The 14,548-nt window shown below is 60.1% G+C and carries 13 protein-coding genes; 7 read left to right on the top strand and 6 right to left on the bottom strand.

Features of this window, described 5'->3' with window-relative positions:
* The first annotated feature begins 33 nt into the window (after positions 1-33).
* The 3 genes from AC07ZE_RS05005 to cysN all read left to right on the top strand — a co-directional run bounded on the left by AC07ZE_RS05005 (position 34) and on the right by cysN (position 3,871).
* Positions 34-792 carry a Nif3-like dinuclear metal center hexameric protein gene (locus tag AC07ZE_RS05005; protein ID WP_207261889.1) on the top strand — a complete coding sequence of 253 codons (759 nt, stop codon included), beginning with the start codon at positions 34-36 and terminating at the stop codon, positions 790-792.
* Positions 793-1,045: 253 nt separating this feature from the next.
* A complete protein-coding gene (cysD, locus tag AC07ZE_RS05010; protein ID WP_008054388.1) occupies positions 1,046-1,963 on the top strand; it encodes a sulfate adenylyltransferase subunit CysD in 918 nt (305 codons plus the stop codon).
* Positions 1,964-1,972: 9 nt separating this feature from the next.
* Entirely contained in the window at positions 1,973-3,871 is a 1,899-nt protein-coding gene (gene cysN, locus AC07ZE_RS05015) for a sulfate adenylyltransferase subunit CysN (protein WP_095193888.1), read from the top strand.
* A gap of 98 nt (positions 3,872-3,969) precedes the next feature.
* Here cysN and yihG read toward each other — a convergent pair whose 3' ends face one another.
* The 3 genes from yihG to AC07ZE_RS05030 are packed head-to-tail and all read right to left on the bottom strand — an operon-like array spanning position 3,970 to position 7,359.
* Positions 3,970-4,875: a 1-acylglycerol-3-phosphate O-acyltransferase, YihG family gene (yihG, locus tag AC07ZE_RS05020; RefSeq protein WP_207261891.1), complete on the bottom strand. Its 906-nt coding sequence runs from the start codon at positions 4,873-4,875 to the stop codon at positions 3,970-3,972.
* Positions 4,876-6,975, bottom strand: coding sequence for a phosphate acetyltransferase (pta, locus tag AC07ZE_RS05025; RefSeq protein WP_207261893.1), 2,100 nt, complete (start codon positions 6,973-6,975; stop codon positions 4,876-4,878).
* Between the two features lie 57 nt (positions 6,976-7,032).
* Positions 7,033-7,359: a DUF3565 domain-containing protein gene (locus AC07ZE_RS05030; RefSeq protein WP_095194069.1), complete on the bottom strand. Its 327-nt coding sequence runs from the start codon at positions 7,357-7,359 to the stop codon at positions 7,033-7,035.
* On the opposite strand from AC07ZE_RS05030, the gene AC07ZE_RS05035 reads away from it, so the two are divergent.
* The 3 genes from AC07ZE_RS05035 to AC07ZE_RS05045 all read left to right on the top strand — a co-directional run bounded on the left by AC07ZE_RS05035 (position 7,328) and on the right by AC07ZE_RS05045 (position 9,727).
* Positions 7,328-7,813: an FKBP-type peptidyl-prolyl cis-trans isomerase gene (locus AC07ZE_RS05035; protein WP_095193885.1), complete on the top strand. Its 486-nt coding sequence runs from the start codon at positions 7,328-7,330 to the stop codon at positions 7,811-7,813. The two genes, AC07ZE_RS05030 and AC07ZE_RS05035, sit on opposite strands and share 32 nt — an antisense overlap.
* Positions 7,814-7,936: 123 nt before the next feature.
* Positions 7,937-8,419, top strand: a complete 483-nt coding sequence (locus AC07ZE_RS05040; protein ID WP_207261895.1) for a glutathione peroxidase — start codon at positions 7,937-7,939, stop codon at positions 8,417-8,419.
* 204 nt (positions 8,420-8,623) lie between these two features.
* Positions 8,624-9,727 (top strand): NADH:flavin oxidoreductase, encoded by a 1,104-nt coding sequence (locus AC07ZE_RS05045; RefSeq protein WP_095193883.1) that lies wholly within the window; start codon positions 8,624-8,626, stop codon positions 9,725-9,727.
* A 60-nt stretch (positions 9,728-9,787) separates the two neighbouring features.
* On the opposite strand, the gene AC07ZE_RS05050 is transcribed toward AC07ZE_RS05045, so the two are convergent.
* Together AC07ZE_RS05050 and cysZ are read right to left on the bottom strand one after the other, a co-directional pair.
* Positions 9,788-10,987 carry a glycosyltransferase family 4 protein gene (locus AC07ZE_RS05050; RefSeq protein WP_207261897.1) on the bottom strand — a complete coding sequence of 400 codons (1,200 nt, stop codon included), beginning with the start codon at positions 10,985-10,987 and terminating at the stop codon, positions 9,788-9,790.
* Positions 10,988-11,027: 40 nt separating this feature from the next.
* Positions 11,028-11,780: a sulfate transporter CysZ gene (gene cysZ / locus AC07ZE_RS05055; RefSeq protein WP_207261899.1), complete on the bottom strand. Its 753-nt coding sequence runs from the start codon at positions 11,778-11,780 to the stop codon at positions 11,028-11,030.
* A 315-nt stretch (positions 11,781-12,095) separates the two neighbouring features.
* Here cysZ and trxB point away from each other — a divergent pair, with 315 nt between their 5' ends.
* Positions 12,096-13,052: a thioredoxin-disulfide reductase gene (gene trxB, locus AC07ZE_RS05060; protein WP_095193879.1), complete on the top strand. Its 957-nt coding sequence runs from the start codon at positions 12,096-12,098 to the stop codon at positions 13,050-13,052.
* 81 nt (positions 13,053-13,133) lie between these two features.
* Here the strand turns inward: trxB and AC07ZE_RS05065 are convergent, their stop codons facing one another.
* The gene (locus AC07ZE_RS05065; RefSeq protein WP_207261901.1) at positions 13,134-14,384 is read right to left on the bottom strand and encodes a 2-aminoadipate transaminase; all 1,251 of its coding nucleotides are present in this window, start codon (positions 14,382-14,384) and stop codon (positions 13,134-13,136) included.
* Positions 14,385-14,548 lie beyond the last annotated feature (164 nt).

The following is a 14,548-nucleotide window of genomic DNA, read 5'->3' on the forward strand; positions in this document are numbered from 1 at the left end:
CGCGCCTCTGAACGGGATATTTAGGAGTCTTTTATGGCCGTCGCCCTGAGCACACTCGTCGAAGAAGCCGACCGTTACCTCAACAGCGCCAGGATTGCCGATTATTGCCCCAACGGCCTGCAGGTCGAAGGCCGGCCACAAGTAATGCGCATCGTCAGTGGCGTCACGGCGAGCCAAGCGTTGCTCGATGCCGCGGTTGAAGCCAACGCCGATCTGGTGCTGGTACACCACGGCTACTTCTGGAAGGGCGAAAACCCGTGCATCACCGGTATGAAGCAACGTCGCTTGAAGACTCTGCTCAAGCACGACATCAGCCTGTTGTCCTATCACTTGCCGCTGGATCTGCACCCGGATGTCGGCAACAACGTGCAACTGGCGCGTCAGCTCGACATCACTGTCGAAGGCCCGCTCGATCCCGACAATCTGAAAATCGTCGGTCTGGTCGGTTCGTTGAACGATCCCATGACGCCGCGTGATTTCGCCCGTCGCGTACAGGAAGTCATGGGCCGTGAGCCATTGCTGGTCGAAGGCAGCGCGATGATTCGCCGCGTCGGCTGGTGCACCGGTGGCGGCCAGGGCTACATCGATCAGGCGGTCCTGGCGGGTGTCGATTTGTACCTCAGCGGCGAAGCCTCCGAACAAACCTTCCACAGTGCCCGGGAAAACGACATCAGCTTTATCGCCGCCGGCCACCACGCCACCGAGCGCTATGGCGTGCAGGCGCTGGGCGATTACCTGGCGCGACGGTTTGCCCTTGAGCACATCTTTATCGATTGCCCGAATCCGATCTGAAGAACACCATGGATCAAATGTGGGAGCGGGCTTGCTCGCGAACGCGGATTAACATTCAACGGATGTGTTGACTGACACACCGCCTTCGCGAGCAAGCCCGCTCCCACAGTGGCCTGCGCTGCCCAAACGGGCAGGCATATTCATATACCCTTTCGATCTAGTCGGTGCCCTGATTAGAAGCGGTCGCTGTGCTAGGATTCCTCGCTCGAACACGGCCCGCTGGCCGTTCATAAGAAAGATTTCGTGAGTAGCCATGGTCGACAAACTGACGCATCTGAAACAGCTGGAGGCGGAAAGCATCCACATCATCCGCGAGGTGGCCGCCGAGTTCGACAACCCGGTGATGCTGTACTCCATCGGTAAAGACTCCGCCGTGATGCTGCACCTGGCACGCAAGGCCTTCTTCCCCGGCAAGCTGCCGTTTCCGGTGATGCACGTCGACACCCAGTGGAAATTCCAGGAGATGTACAGCTTCCGCGACAAGATGGTTGCCGAGCTGGGCCTGGACCTGATCACCCACGTCAACCCGGAAGGCGTTGCGCAAGGCATCAACCCGTTCACCCACGGCAGTGCCAAGCACACCGACATCATGAAGACCGAAGGCCTGAAACAGGCATTGGACAAGCATGGTTTCGACGCTGCCTTCGGTGGTGCCCGTCGCGATGAAGAGAAATCCCGCGCCAAGGAGCGCGTGTACTCGTTCCGCGACAGCAAGCACCGCTGGGACCCGAAAAACCAGCGTCCCGAGCTGTGGAACGTCTACAACGGCAAGGTCAACAAGGGCGAGTCGATCCGCGTCTTCCCGCTGTCGAACTGGACCGAGCTGGACATCTGGCAGTACATCTATCTGGAAGGCATTCCGATCGTGCCGCTGTACTTCGCCGCCGAGCGTGAAGTCATCGAGAAGAACGGCACGCTGATCATGATCGACGACGAGCGCATCCTCGAACACCTGAGCGATGAAGACAAAGCCCGCATCGTCAAAAAGAAAGTGCGTTTCCGTACCCTTGGCTGCTACCCGTTGACGGGCGCTGTGGAGTCCGAGGCCGAAAGCCTCACGGACATCATTCAGGAAATGCTCCTGACGCGAACTTCCGAGCGCCAGGGCCGTGTCATCGACCACGATGGTGCAGGCTCGATGGAAGACAAAAAACGTCAAGGTTATTTCTAAGGGGCTGTCATGTCGCATCAATCTGATTTGATCAGCGAGGACATCCTCGCCTACCTGGGCCAGCACGAACGTAAAGAGCTGCTGCGCTTTTTGACCTGCGGTAACGTCGACGACGGCAAGAGCACCCTGATCGGGCGTCTGTTGCACGACTCCAAGATGATCTACGAAGATCACCTGGAAGCGATTACCCGCGACTCGAAAAAAGTCGGCACCACCGGTGAAGATATCGACCTGGCATTGCTGGTCGACGGTCTGCAGGCCGAGCGTGAGCAAGGCATCACCATCGATGTCGCCTACCGCTATTTCTCCACCGCCAAGCGCAAATTCATCATCGCCGACACGCCCGGCCATGAGCAGTACACCCGCAACATGGCCACCGGTGCGTCCACCTGTGACCTGGCGATCATCCTGGTCGACGCCCGTTACGGCGTGCAGACCCAGACCCGTCGCCACAGCTTCATCGCTTCTTTGCTGGGTATCAAGCACATCGTCGTCGCCATCAACAAGATGGACCTCAAGGACTTCGATCAAGGCGTGTTCGAGTCGATCAAGGCCGACTACCTGAAGTTCGCCGAAGGCTTGAAGATGAAGCCGACCAGCATGCACTTCGTGCCGATGTCAGCCCTCAAGGGCGACAACGTGGTGAACAAGTCCGAGCGTTCGCCGTGGTACACCGGCCAGTCGCTGATGGAAATTCTCGAGACCGTGGAAGTGGCGGGCGACCGCAACTTCACCGACCTGCGTTTCCCGGTGCAATACGTCAACCGTCCGAACCTGAACTTCCGTGGTTTCGCCGGCACCCTGGCCAGCGGCATCGTCAAGAAGGGCGACGAAGTCGTGGTGTTGCCCTCGGGCAAGAGCAGCCGCGTGAAATCCATCGTCACCTTCGAAGGTGAACTGGAACACGCAGGTCCCGGTCAGGCAGTCACGCTGACCATGGAAGACGAAATCGACATCTCCCGTGGCGACCTGCTGGTCCATGCCGACAACGTCCCGCCCGTCACCGACAGTTTCGAAGCGATGTTGGTGTGGATGGCTGAAGAACCGATGCTGCCGGGCAAGAAGTACGACATCAAACGCGCCACCAGTTACGTGCCGGGCTCTATCGCCAGCATCGTCAACAAGGTCGACGTGAACACCCTGGAAGAAGGCCCGGCCAGCGCGTTGCAGCTGAACGAGATCGGCAAGGTCAAGATCGCGCTCGACGCGCCGATTGCCCTCGACGGTTATGACAGCAACCGCACCACCGGCGCGTTCATCATCATCGATCGCTTGACCAATGGCACCGTCGGCGCGGGCATGATCGTTGCGCAACCGGTGGCGCATGGCACCAGCACGCACCACGGCAAACTGGCTCACGTTGCCACCGAAGAACGTGCTCAGCGCTTCGGCCAGCAACCGGCCACCGTGTTGTTCAGCGGCTTGTCGGGCGCGGGCAAAAGCACCCTGGCCTACGCCGTTGAACGCAAGCTGTTCGACCTGGGCCGTGCAGTGTTTGTGCTCGATGGCCAGAACCTGCGTCACGACCTGAACAAAGGTCTGCCACAGGATCGCGCCGGGCGTACAGAGAACTGGCGTCGTGCCGCGCACGTGGCGCGTCAGTTCAACGAAGCCGGTCTGCTGACCCTGGCGGCCTTCGTTGCGCCGAGTGCTGAAGGGCGTGAGCAGGCGAGGGAGCTGATCGGCAAGGAGCGTCTGCTGACGGTCTACGTCCAGGCTTCGCCGACGGTCTGTGCAGAGCGTGATCCGCAAGGCCTGTACGCGGCGGCCGGGGATAACATCCCGGGCGAATCCTTCCCGTACGACGTGCCGCTGGATGCCGATCTGGTGATCGACACTCAGTCCGTGTCGCTGGAAGAGGGCGTCAAGCAGGTGCTGGAACTGTTGCGTAAACGCGGCGCGATCTAAGCTCTGGCCAGTAAAAAGAAACCCGCCGATGAGTGATCATCGGCGGGTTTTTTTTATGTCTGGGAGGGCCCCTTCGCGAGCAGGCCAGTACAGGCGCCTCAGGACTTAGCTGGATACTCCCGATGCATCTGCCCCAACAACGCATCCTTGTCCTGCCACAACTGGTTGATCCAGCCCTGGAACTGCAAGCGGTACTCACCGTCCTGGTCGTAGTTCTTGCCGATGAACTGCGGCGCAATCTTCAGTTCTTCGAAATGCACCACCACATCCTTCACGTTCCCGCACAGCAAGTCCCGGAAGCCGGGGCGACCGGCCGGGTAGTGGATGGTCACGTTGACGATCGATTCAAGCTGCTCACCCATCGCATCCAGCACAAACGCAATGCCACCGGCCTTGGGTTTGAGCAGATATTTGAACGATGACTGCTGCTGGGCATGCTTGCCTTCGGTGAAGCGCGTGCCTTCAACGAAATTGAAAATGCCGACCGGGTTATCACGGAATTTCGCGCAGGTCTTGCGAGTGGTTTCCAGGTCTTTGCCTTTCTTTTCCGGGTGCTTTTCCAGATACGCCTTGGAGTAGCGTTTCATGAACGGAAAGCCCAGCGCCCACCACGCCAGTCCAATCACTGGCACCCAGATCAGCTCTTGCTTGAGGAAGAACTTCAGCGGCTGGATACGCCGATTGAGCACGTACTGCAGCACCAGAATGTCGACCCAGCTCTGGTGGTTGCTGGTAATCAGGTAGGAGTGCTGGTAGTCGAGGCCTTGCAGGCCGCTGAGGTGCCAGCGGGTGCGGCAAACCAGATTCATCCAGCCTTTGTTGATACTGATCCAGGCTTCATGAGTATGACTCATCAGCCAGCGCGCCAAGCGCTGGGTGGGGGCAAACGGCAACACTTTGACCAGCGCCACACAAAACAGAAACGAGCAGAGCAACATCGTGTTCAGCGCCAACAGCAGCGCGGCGATCACACCGCGCACGGGTGCAGGTAGAAAATCCAGCATTTAAACATCCATTGGTCGGTTGGCAGCCTGGATCGCGGTCAGCGCGATGGTGTAGACGATGTCATCGACCTGCGCGCCGCGCGGCAAGTCGTTCACCGGTTTACGCAAGCCTTGCAGCATCGGCCCGAGGCTGACGCAATCAGCACTGCGCTGCACGGCTTTGTGGGTGGTGTTGCCGGTGTTGAGGTCCGGGAACACGAACACTGTCGCGCGACCGGCCACCTGGCTGTTCGGCGCCAATTGCCGGGCCACGGTTTCGTTGGCGGCGGCATCGTACTGCAACGGCCCGTCGATCAGCAGCGAGTGTTGCTGTTCATGGGCGAGCAATGTCGCTTCGCGGACCTTCTCGACTTCTTCGCCGCTGGCCGACTCACCGCTGGAATAGCTGATCATCGCCACCCGTGGGGTGATGCCGAATGCCGCCGCCGAGTCGGCGCTTTGCAAGGCGATTTCCGCCAGTTCAGTGGCACTCGGGTGCGGGTTCATCACGCAGTCGCCGTAGACCAGCACTTCTTCGGGAAACAGCATGAAGAACACCGACGACACCAGGGTGCAGCCCGGCGCCGTCTTGATCAGCTGCAGGGCAGGGCGAATGGTATTGGCGGTGGAGTGAATGACGCCCGACACCAAGCCGTCGACTTCATCCAGTGCCAGCATCATGGTGCCGATCACCACGGTGTCTTCCAATTGCTGCTCGGCCATCGGTGCGTTGAGGCTCTTGCTTTTGCGCAGTGCAACCATCGGCTCGACGTAGCGCTCGCGGATCAGGTCCGGATCGAGGATCTCCAGCCCCGGTGGCAGCTCGATGCCTTGGGCGCGAGCGACCGCTTCGACGTCGGCTGGCTTGGCGAGCAATACACAGCGGGCTATGCCACGGGCCTGGCAAATCGCCGCAGCTTGTACGGTCAACGGCTCACTGCCTTCTGGCAGGACGATGCGCTTGTTGGCGTTCTGCGCGCGTTGGATCAACTGGTAGCGGAACACTGCCGGGGAAAGGCGCATCTCCCGTGGCGTGCCACAGCGTTGGTGCAACCAGTTGGCGTCCAGATGGCTGGCGACGAAGTCGGTGATGATCTCCGCGCGTTCGCGGTCGTCGATCGGGATTTCCTTGTTCAGGCCGTTCAACTGGTTGGCGGTGTCGTAGGAACCGGTGCTCACCGACAACACCGGTAATCCGGCCTGCAAGGCGCCACGGCAAAGGTCCATGATGCGCGGGTCGGGCAGGGTGTCGCTGGTCAGCAGCAGGCCGGCCAACGGCACGCCGTTCATGGCCGCGAGGCTGACGGCGAGGATGATGTCGTCGCGATCGCCCGGGGTCACCACCAGCACGCCGGGTTTGAGCAGTTCCACGGTATTGCGCATGGTGCGCGCGCAAATGATGATGTTGGTCATGCGCCGGGTTTCATAGTCGCCGGCATTGAGCACTTGCGCGCCCATCAGGTCGGCCACGTCGCGAGTGCGTGGGGCGTTCAGTTCCGGCCGGAACGGGATGCAGCCCAGCAGACGGAAATCGCCACTGCGCAATAGCGGCGAATGTTCCTTCAGGCGCGCGGCGAACGCCTCCATGCTCTCCTCGGTCTTGACCTTGTTGAGGATCACGCCGAGGACTTTCGGATCTTTCGGGCCGCCAAACAACTGCGCCTGCAATTCCACACGACCGGACAGTTCGGTCAGCACTTCGTTTTCCGGCGCCGACACCAGGATCACTTCGGCGTCGAGGCTCTTGGCCAGATGCAGATTGACCCGCGCGGCATAGCTGGCGCTTCGGGTTGGCACCATGCCCTCGACGATCAACACGTCCTTGCCGATGGCGGCCTGCTGATAAAGGGTGATGATCTCTTCGAGCAATTCGTCCAGCTGACCGTCGCCGAGCATCCGTTCGACATGGGCCAGACCCAGCGGCTGCGGCGGTTTCAGTCCGTGGGTGCGGGCCACCAGTTCGGTGGAGCGCTCGGGCCCCGTGTCACCCGGATGCGGTTGGGCAATCGGTTTGAAGAAGCCGACCTTGAGGCCGGCGCGCTCAAGGGTACGCACCAGCCCGAGGCTGATGGAGGTCAGGCCCACGCCAAAATCGGTGGGTGCGATAAAAAAAGTTTGCATGCGGATTCTCTAAGGGAGCGCAATGGCGACGACCTATGGCTGATCGACTACCGAATTTCAGTCGCCAAGGTTATCGCTAACCATGCCTTGTGCGCACCAACCGCAATCAAAGGGCTGGCCTATTTTTTCAAGGCGCCGTGCAGGATCCATGACCCAGGCCCGGGATTGCCAGGGTGGCTGGTGGCGCAGGTGTTGGGTATGGCCGCAGGAAAGCTCGGCCACCCAATGGCCGTCCTCGTCCTGATGGAAACCGGTGATCGTCACGTCCCGTCTGTCCGGGTTGTGTTCGCTTTCGGGCGATTGCTTCGCTAAACTGGGTCTTTCATTATTCTTTTGCAAAAGGTCTCGCCCCATGCTGATCGCCGCCAATAAGGCTGTCTCCATCGACTATACCCTGACCAACGACGCTGGTGAGGTCATCGACAGCTCCGCCGGCGGCGCGCCGCTGGTCTACCTGCAAGGCGCAGGCAACATCATCCCGGGCCTGGAAAAGGCTCTGGAAGGCAAGGCAGTCGGCGAAGAACTGACCGTTGCCGTTGAACCTGAAGATGCTTACGGCGAATACGCTGCCGAACTGGTCAGCACCCTGAGCCGCAGTATGTTCGAAGGCGTCGACGAGCTGGAAGTGGGCATGCAGTTCCACGCTTCCGCTCCGGACGGCCAGATGCAGATCGTGACCATCCGCGATCTGGACGGCGACGACGTCACCGTAGACGGCAACCACCCGTTGGCCGGTCAGCGCCTGAACTTCCAGGTCAAGATCGTCGCCATCCGTGATGCCAGCCAGGAAGAAATCGCCCATGGTCACGTCCATGGCGAAGGTGGCCATCATCACTGATTTTCTGCGCTAAGCTCAGATGACTGGAGAGGCGCCCCGAGGGCGCCTTTTTAGTCTGCGGCTGTCTCATGTGACACTGCCAAGTGGCTGTTTCGAGAAGAACACGGGAATCTGGAGTACGTCATGAGTGCTTTTCACGACCTTAATTTGACAGCCCTGGATGGTCAGGTGCTACCTCTGGCACCTTTCAAGGGGCACGTCGTGCTGGTGGTCAACGTTGCCTCCAAATGCGGCTTGACCCCGCAGTACGCGGCGCTGGAAAACCTCTACCAGCAATACAAGGGCAAGGGTTTCAGCGTATTGGGCCTGCCGTGCAATCAGTTTGCCGGGCAGGAACCGGGTTCCGAACAAGAGATCCAGGCATTTTGCAGCCTCAACTATGGCGTGACATTCCCGCTGTCCAGCAAGCTGGACGTCAACGGTCACGATCGTCATCAGCTGTACAAGCTGCTGGCGGGAGAGGGTGCCGAATTCCCCGGTGACATTACCTGGAACTTCGAAAAGTTCCTGCTGGGCAAGGATGGACGTGTGCTGGCGCGGTTTTCACCGCGTACGGCACCGGATGATCCCGCCGTCGTCCAGGCCATTGAAAAAGCCCTGAGCTGATATCCCCTCCCTTGTAGGAGCAAAACTTGCTCGCGATGACGGCGACCCATTCAACCTGCATGCAGGCTGACACACCGCTATCGCGGGCAAGCGTTGCTCCTACGCTCTTTTGATCGTTTATCACCCAAATCAATAGTGCTGTTCAGCGCGTGCGGACCTCCATATTATAACCGTCATAAAGTTCATCTCCCGTGGAGCGTTCCCATGCCCGTCAAAGCCCTGTTCAAACCGTTCCACCTCGGCACCCTCGAACTGCCGACCCGTGTCGTCATGGCACCGATGACCCGCTCGTTTTCGCCGGGTGGCGTACCCAATTCCAAAGTGATCGAGTACTACCGTCGTCGCGCCGCGGCCGGCGTTGGTCTGATCATCACCGAAGGCACCACCGTCGGTCACAAGGCTTCCAATGGCTATCCGAACGTTCCGCAGTTCTACGGTGACGCGGCGCTGGCGGGTTGGAAAAAAGTCGTCGACGCGGTACACGCTGAAGGTGGCAAGATCGTTCCGCAACTGTGGCATGTGGGCAGTGTGCGCCGTATCGGCACCGAGCCGGACGCCAGCGTACCGGGCTACGGACCGTCGGAAAAAGTGAAGGACGGTCAGGTCGTGGTTCACGGGATGACCAAACAGGATATTCAAGACGTGATCGCGGCGTTCGCCCAGGCAGCCAAGGATGCCCGGAGCATCGGCATGGATGGCGTGGAAATCCACGGCGCCCACGGTTACCTGATCGACCAGTTCTTCTGGGAAGGCAGCAACCAGCGCACCGATGAATACGGTGGCAGCCTGGCCAACCGCTCGCGTTTCGCCATCGAGTTGATTCAAGCCGTGCGCGCGGCCGTGGGCGAAGGCTTCCCGATCATTTTCCGCTTCTCCCAGTGGAAACAGCAGGATTACACCGCGCGACTGGTGCAAACACCGCAAGCGTTGGGCGAGTTCCTCCAGCCGTTGTCCGACGCCGGCGTGGATATCTTCCACTGCTCGACACGCCGCTTCTGGGAGCCTGAATTTGACGGTTCCGAACTGAACCTGGCCGGCTGGACCCGCAAACTCACCGGCAAGCCAACCATCACCGTCGGCAGTGTCGGCCTGGACGGCGAGTTTCTGCAGTTCATGGTCAACACCGACAAGGTCGCCCAACCGGCCAGCCTGGAAAAACTGCTGGAGCGTTTGAACAACGATGAGTTCGATCTGGTGGCTGTCGGTCGAGCGCTTCTGGTGGATCCGGACTGGGCGCAGAAAGTGCGCGACGGCCGTGAGGACGACATCCTGCCGTTCAGCCGTGAGGCGTTGATGACGCTGGTTTAAGCCTGATCAAGCCCCATCGCCAGCCTGCTGGCGATGACGGACTCAATATCACCGAAGATGTCAGGGGACAGTCGGTGCATTCGGGATCGCCAACTCCCCCACACAAGCCCCGCGCAACTGCCCCTCGAACTGCTCGACAATCGCCGCCCAACCCTGGCGACTGGCATGTTGACGTGCATTGAGCCTCATGCAGCGCAAGGTCTCGCGCTTTTCCAGCATCCACGCCGCCGCATCGCAGAAGGCTTCTTCGTCCCCCGGCATCGCCAACACACCGTTGTAGCCATGGCGAATATGCTGCGCCGCCGCTGCCTGATCGTAAGCCACCACCCCCAGCCCGGACGCCAGAGCCTCGAGCACCACATTGCCAAAGGTTTCAGTCAGGCTCGGAAACAGAAACACATCTCCCGATGCATAATGACTGGCCAACGCTTCACCTCGTTGGGTGCCACAGAAAATTGCGTCGGGCATTTCGCTTTCCATAAGCAGGCGTTGCGGACCGTCGCCCACCACGATCAGCTTCAGAGTGCGCTGTGGATAAGTCGCCTTCAGCGTGTCGAAACAGCGCTTGAGCAAACCCAGGTTTTTCTCCTGTGCCAAACGTCCTACATGGATGACGGCAATGTCGTTCTCGCCCAGTCGCCATTGTTCGCGCAGCGCATTCAAGCGTTTAGCCGGATGAAACAACTGGCTGTCAACGCCTCGGGACAGCAGCGCCAGACGCTCGAATTGCCGTCGCTCCAGCTCCATGCGCTGGCTGACACTGGGCACCAGCGTCAGGGTCGAGCGATTGTGGAACCAGCGCAGGTAGTGGGTCAGCAGGCGCGTCAGCAAACCAAGTCCGTACTGGCTGGAATACTGCTGGAAGTTGGTGTGAAAGCCGCTGACCACCGAAATGCCCAGCCGACGTGCCGCGCGTAAAGCTGACAAGCCGAGCGGCCCCTCGGTGGCGATGTACAGGACATCCGGGCGATGACGCTTCCAACGCCTGAGCAGTTTGTGCATCGACGACTGCCCCCATTGCAGGCCGGGATAACCCGGCAGCGGCCAGCCACGGCACAGCAACAATTCATCGTCGCTGCCGGCCGACTGATCGCAGCCCTGGCGCGGTCGCACCAATTCCACCTGATGCCCGCGCGCGCGCAAACCGTCGCACAAGCGACCAAGGGTGTTGGCCACGCCGTTGATTTCGGGAGGGAAGGTTTCGGTGATCAGGGTGATATGCAGAGCTGTCGTCATGGCCCCAGTGTCAGCTGAAGCCATGTCGTCGTTGTGACGGTCAGATGATGCATTTATGAATGGATCAGCGCTGGGTCACCAGGTTCTCGGCCCCACGCTCGCGCACCCAGAACAAGGTTGCCCCGGCCACCGCTGCGGGCATCATCAGGATGTTCACCACCGGAATCAGCAGCACCAGATAAACGCTGCCGCCGAAGCTCATGCTCTGCCAGCGCTTCTGCCGCAGCCAGGCGAGCATCTCGTTCCAGCCCAGCTTGTGGTTGTCCGCCGGGTAGTCGATGTACTGGATTGCCATCATCCACACCCCGAACAGCAGCCAGAGTGGCGCAGCGATGATGTTCAGCACCGGGATGAAGGAGAGGATGAACAGACCGATCGCACGGGGCAGGAAATAACCGAGCTTGCGCATTTCCCGGGCCAGGGTTCGCGGAATCATGGCGACCAGTTCGCCCCAGCTGAAGGCCGGGAAGTCGTCGGTGCCGCGCACCACCACCTCGACCTTTTCCGCCAGAAAGCCGTTGAACGGCGCGGCGATGATGTTGGCGAGCATGGTGAACGTGAAAAACACCATCAACACCACCAGCACCACAAACAGCGGCCACAGCACATAACTGAGGAAACTCAGCCAATCGGGCAGCGACGGCATCAGCGTATCGACCCACAGGCTGAACTGATGGCCGGCCAGATAGATCAATCCGACGAACAGCACCAGGTTGATCATCAGTGGAAGCAATACAAAAAGGCGCAAGCTGGGGCTGAGAACCAGTTTCAGGCCCTCACGCAGGTATTGCGGGCCGGACAGAACGGGGGCGGGCATAACGTGCTCCGAGCAGAGGGAAAACGGGCCGACCTTACCGGCTTTACCTGACGGGCGAAAGCGCGGCAGCGGCATCGACATTAACTGTAACAAAGGCGTCCTGTTCGTCACGCCGACGGGATAGAGACCACCTATGAGCTGGATTGTTAAACCGTATTTCCTTAATCTTCGCCCCCTCGATACGCTGCACCCAATCTTTTTACAGGACTGTCGAGTTCAAGCCTTCCCCAAGTGCTTTCAATGGTCCTTTTTTATTCCCGCCGGGAACCCGGCGTTCCGCGCCAGGTGTTCCGGGCCGGTCAACAGGAGCAGGTCATGTCTGAAGTCCGTCATTCGCGAGTGATTATTCTCGGTTCCGGCCCTGCCGGTTACAGCGCCGCAGTCTATGCCGCCCGTGCCAACCTCAAGCCACTGCTGATCACCGGCATGCAAGCCGGCGGTCAACTGACCACCACCACCGAAGTCGACAACTGGCCGGGCGATGTCCACGGCCTGACCGGCCCGGCGTTGATGGAGCGCATGAAAGAGCACGCCGAGCGCTTTGAAACCGAGATCGTCTTCGATCACATCAATGCCGTGGACTTCGCTGCCAAGCCGTACACCCTGATCGGCGACAGCGCGACCTACACCTGCGACGCCCTGATTATCGCCACCGGCGCCAGCGCTCGTTACCTGGGCCTGCCGTCGGAAGAAGCGTTCATGGGCAAAGGCGTTTCTGCCTGCGCCACCTGCGACGGTTTCTTCTATCGCAACAAGCCAGTGGCTGTGGTCGGCGGCGGCAACACCGCTGTTGAAGAAGCCCTGTACCTGGCCAACATCGCCAGCACCGTGACCCTGATTCACCGTCGTGAAACCTTCCGCGCCGAGAAGATCCTGATCGACAAGCTCAATGCACGGGTTGCCGAAGGCAAGATCATCCTGAAGCTGAACGCCACCCTGGACGAAGTCCTGGGCGACAACATGGGGGTCACCGGTGCTCGTCTGAAGAACAACGACGGCAGCTTCGACGAAGTGAAAGTCGACGGCGTGTTCATCGCCATCGGCCATACCCCGAACACTTCGTTGTTCGAAGGCCAGTTGACCTTGAAAGACGGTTACCTGGTTGTCCACGGCGGCCGTGACGGCAACGCGACGGCCACCAACCTCGAAGGTATCTTCGCGGCGGGTGACGTGGCTGACCACGTCTACCGTCAAGCCATCACCTCGGCCGGCGCCGGTTGCATGGCGGCACTGGATGCCGAGCGTTATCTCGACAATCTGCAGAACGCTTGATTCTGTAGAAACAAAAAAACCGGCTTCGGCCGGTTTTTTTGTGCTTACAAGAAATGTAATCAACCCTGTGGGACTTTTAGTTCAGGTCAATTTCGCCAGGCACGCCTCAAGAATGTCGAGGCCTTCCTCCAGAACCGCTGCCTCGGTCGTCAGCGGTGCGAGCAACCGAATGATGTGCCGCGATTTGCCGCTGGGCATCAGCAGTAACCCGGCTTCTCGCGCCAGAGCCAGCAGTTGCGTCAACTGCGCCGAAGCCGGTGTTCCATCGGCCTTTGCCAGCTCAATCCCGCGCATCGCGCCAACACCGGTCAGGCGCCCGAGGTAGGGTGACAGGTTGCGATCACGCCAGGATTGGTAGCGGCTGACAATCGCTTCTTCCTGCTGCGTACCCCAGGCTTGCAGATGGGCATCGGTCATTTCGTCCAGGGTCGCCAGTGCGGCGGCACAGGCGATGGGGTTGCCGGAATAGGTGCCGCCCAGCCCCCCCTTGGGCAAGTTGTCGAGCAGCGACTTGCGTCCGACCACAGCACCCAGTGGCACGCCGCCGGCGATACTTTTGCCAAGCAGGATCAGGTCCGGTTCGATACCCAGTCGCGAAAACGCGAAGCGCTGGCCGGTACGACCGAAACCGGACTGGATTTCATCGGCGATCAGCACAATGCCTTTCTCGTCGCACAAGCGCCGCAGCGCCTGGGCGAACGCTACGTCCATGGCCAGGAAACCCGCCTCGCCCTGCACCGGTTCGACAATAAAGCAGGCCACGTCCTCGACATCGATTTCGACGCTGAACAAGCGCTCCATGGCCTTGAGCGCTTCGGCACAGGTCACGCCATTGTCCTGGCTGGGAAAGGGCAGGTGGTACACCGGTCCTGGCAATACACCGACTTTCTGTTTGTAGGGCGCGACTTTGCCGTTGAGATTGAGGGTGGCCAGGGTGCGACCGTGGAAGGCGCCATCGAAGGCAATGACCGCCGTGCGGCCGGTGGCGCCTCGGACGATCTTCAACGCATTCTCGGCCGCTTCGGCACCGCTGTTGGTGAGCATGCCGCTGACCGGGTAGGTCACCGGTATAAACGCTGCCAGGCGACCCATGAGTTCGATGTAGGGCGTATGGGGCGCGGCATTGAACGCGTAATGAGTCAGCCGGGTCGCTTGCTCGCGAATCGCCTCGACGATGCGCGCATGACAATGGCCCAGGTTCAGTACACCGATGCCGCCGACGAAGTCGATGTAGCGTTTGCCATCAGTGTCCCAGACCTCGGCGTTTTTGCCGTGGCTGAGCGTGACAGGGTGAACGATGTTGATCGACTGACTGATGGTTTCGCTGCTCATGGATGACCGGCTCGGAAGTGGGAGGACTTCTTTTTATCTAAGCCGTGAGCGCAGGTACCGGGCAAACGAAATAAAGTCGCCGGGTCAATCTTAAAAGTCGGGATATGTGGTTAAAACCTGCGTCTCGACCCTGTGGGAGCGAGCAGGCTCGCTCCCACAGGGTC

The organism is Pseudomonas sp. GW101-3H06 (assembly GCF_059424605.1).

What these genes read in the sequence shown, in the direction of transcription:
- AC07ZE_RS05005 (WP_207261889.1), top strand. Translation starts at nt 34, where the DNA reads ATGGCCGTCGCCCTGAGCACACTCGTCGAAGAAGCCGACCGTTACCTC.
- cysD (WP_008054388.1), top strand. Translation starts at nt 1,046, where the DNA reads ATGGTCGACAAACTGACGCATCTGAAACAGCTGGAGGCGGAAAGCATC.
- cysN (WP_095193888.1), top strand. Translation starts at nt 1,973, where the DNA reads ATGTCGCATCAATCTGATTTGATCAGCGAGGACATCCTCGCCTACCTG.
- yihG (WP_207261891.1), bottom strand. Translation starts at nt 4,875, where the DNA reads ATGCTGGATTTTCTACCTGCACCCGTGCGCGGTGTGATCGCCGCGCTG.
- pta (WP_207261893.1), bottom strand. Translation starts at nt 6,975, where the DNA reads ATGCAAACTTTTTTTATCGCACCCACCGATTTTGGCGTGGGCCTGACC.
- AC07ZE_RS05035 (WP_095193885.1), top strand. Translation starts at nt 7,328, where the DNA reads ATGCTGATCGCCGCCAATAAGGCTGTCTCCATCGACTATACCCTGACC.
- AC07ZE_RS05030 (WP_095194069.1), bottom strand. Translation starts at nt 7,359, where the DNA reads ATGGAGACAGCCTTATTGGCGGCGATCAGCATGGGGCGAGACCTTTTG.
- AC07ZE_RS05040 (WP_207261895.1), top strand. Translation starts at nt 7,937, where the DNA reads ATGAGTGCTTTTCACGACCTTAATTTGACAGCCCTGGATGGTCAGGTG.
- AC07ZE_RS05045 (WP_095193883.1), top strand. Translation starts at nt 8,624, where the DNA reads ATGCCCGTCAAAGCCCTGTTCAAACCGTTCCACCTCGGCACCCTCGAA.
- AC07ZE_RS05050 (WP_207261897.1), bottom strand. Translation starts at nt 10,987, where the DNA reads ATGGCTTCAGCTGACACTGGGGCCATGACGACAGCTCTGCATATCACC.
- cysZ (WP_207261899.1), bottom strand. Translation starts at nt 11,780, where the DNA reads ATGCCCGCCCCCGTTCTGTCCGGCCCGCAATACCTGCGTGAGGGCCTG.
- trxB (WP_095193879.1), top strand. Translation starts at nt 12,096, where the DNA reads ATGTCTGAAGTCCGTCATTCGCGAGTGATTATTCTCGGTTCCGGCCCT.
- AC07ZE_RS05065 (WP_207261901.1), bottom strand. Translation starts at nt 14,384, where the DNA reads ATGAGCAGCGAAACCATCAGTCAGTCGATCAACATCGTTCACCCTGTC.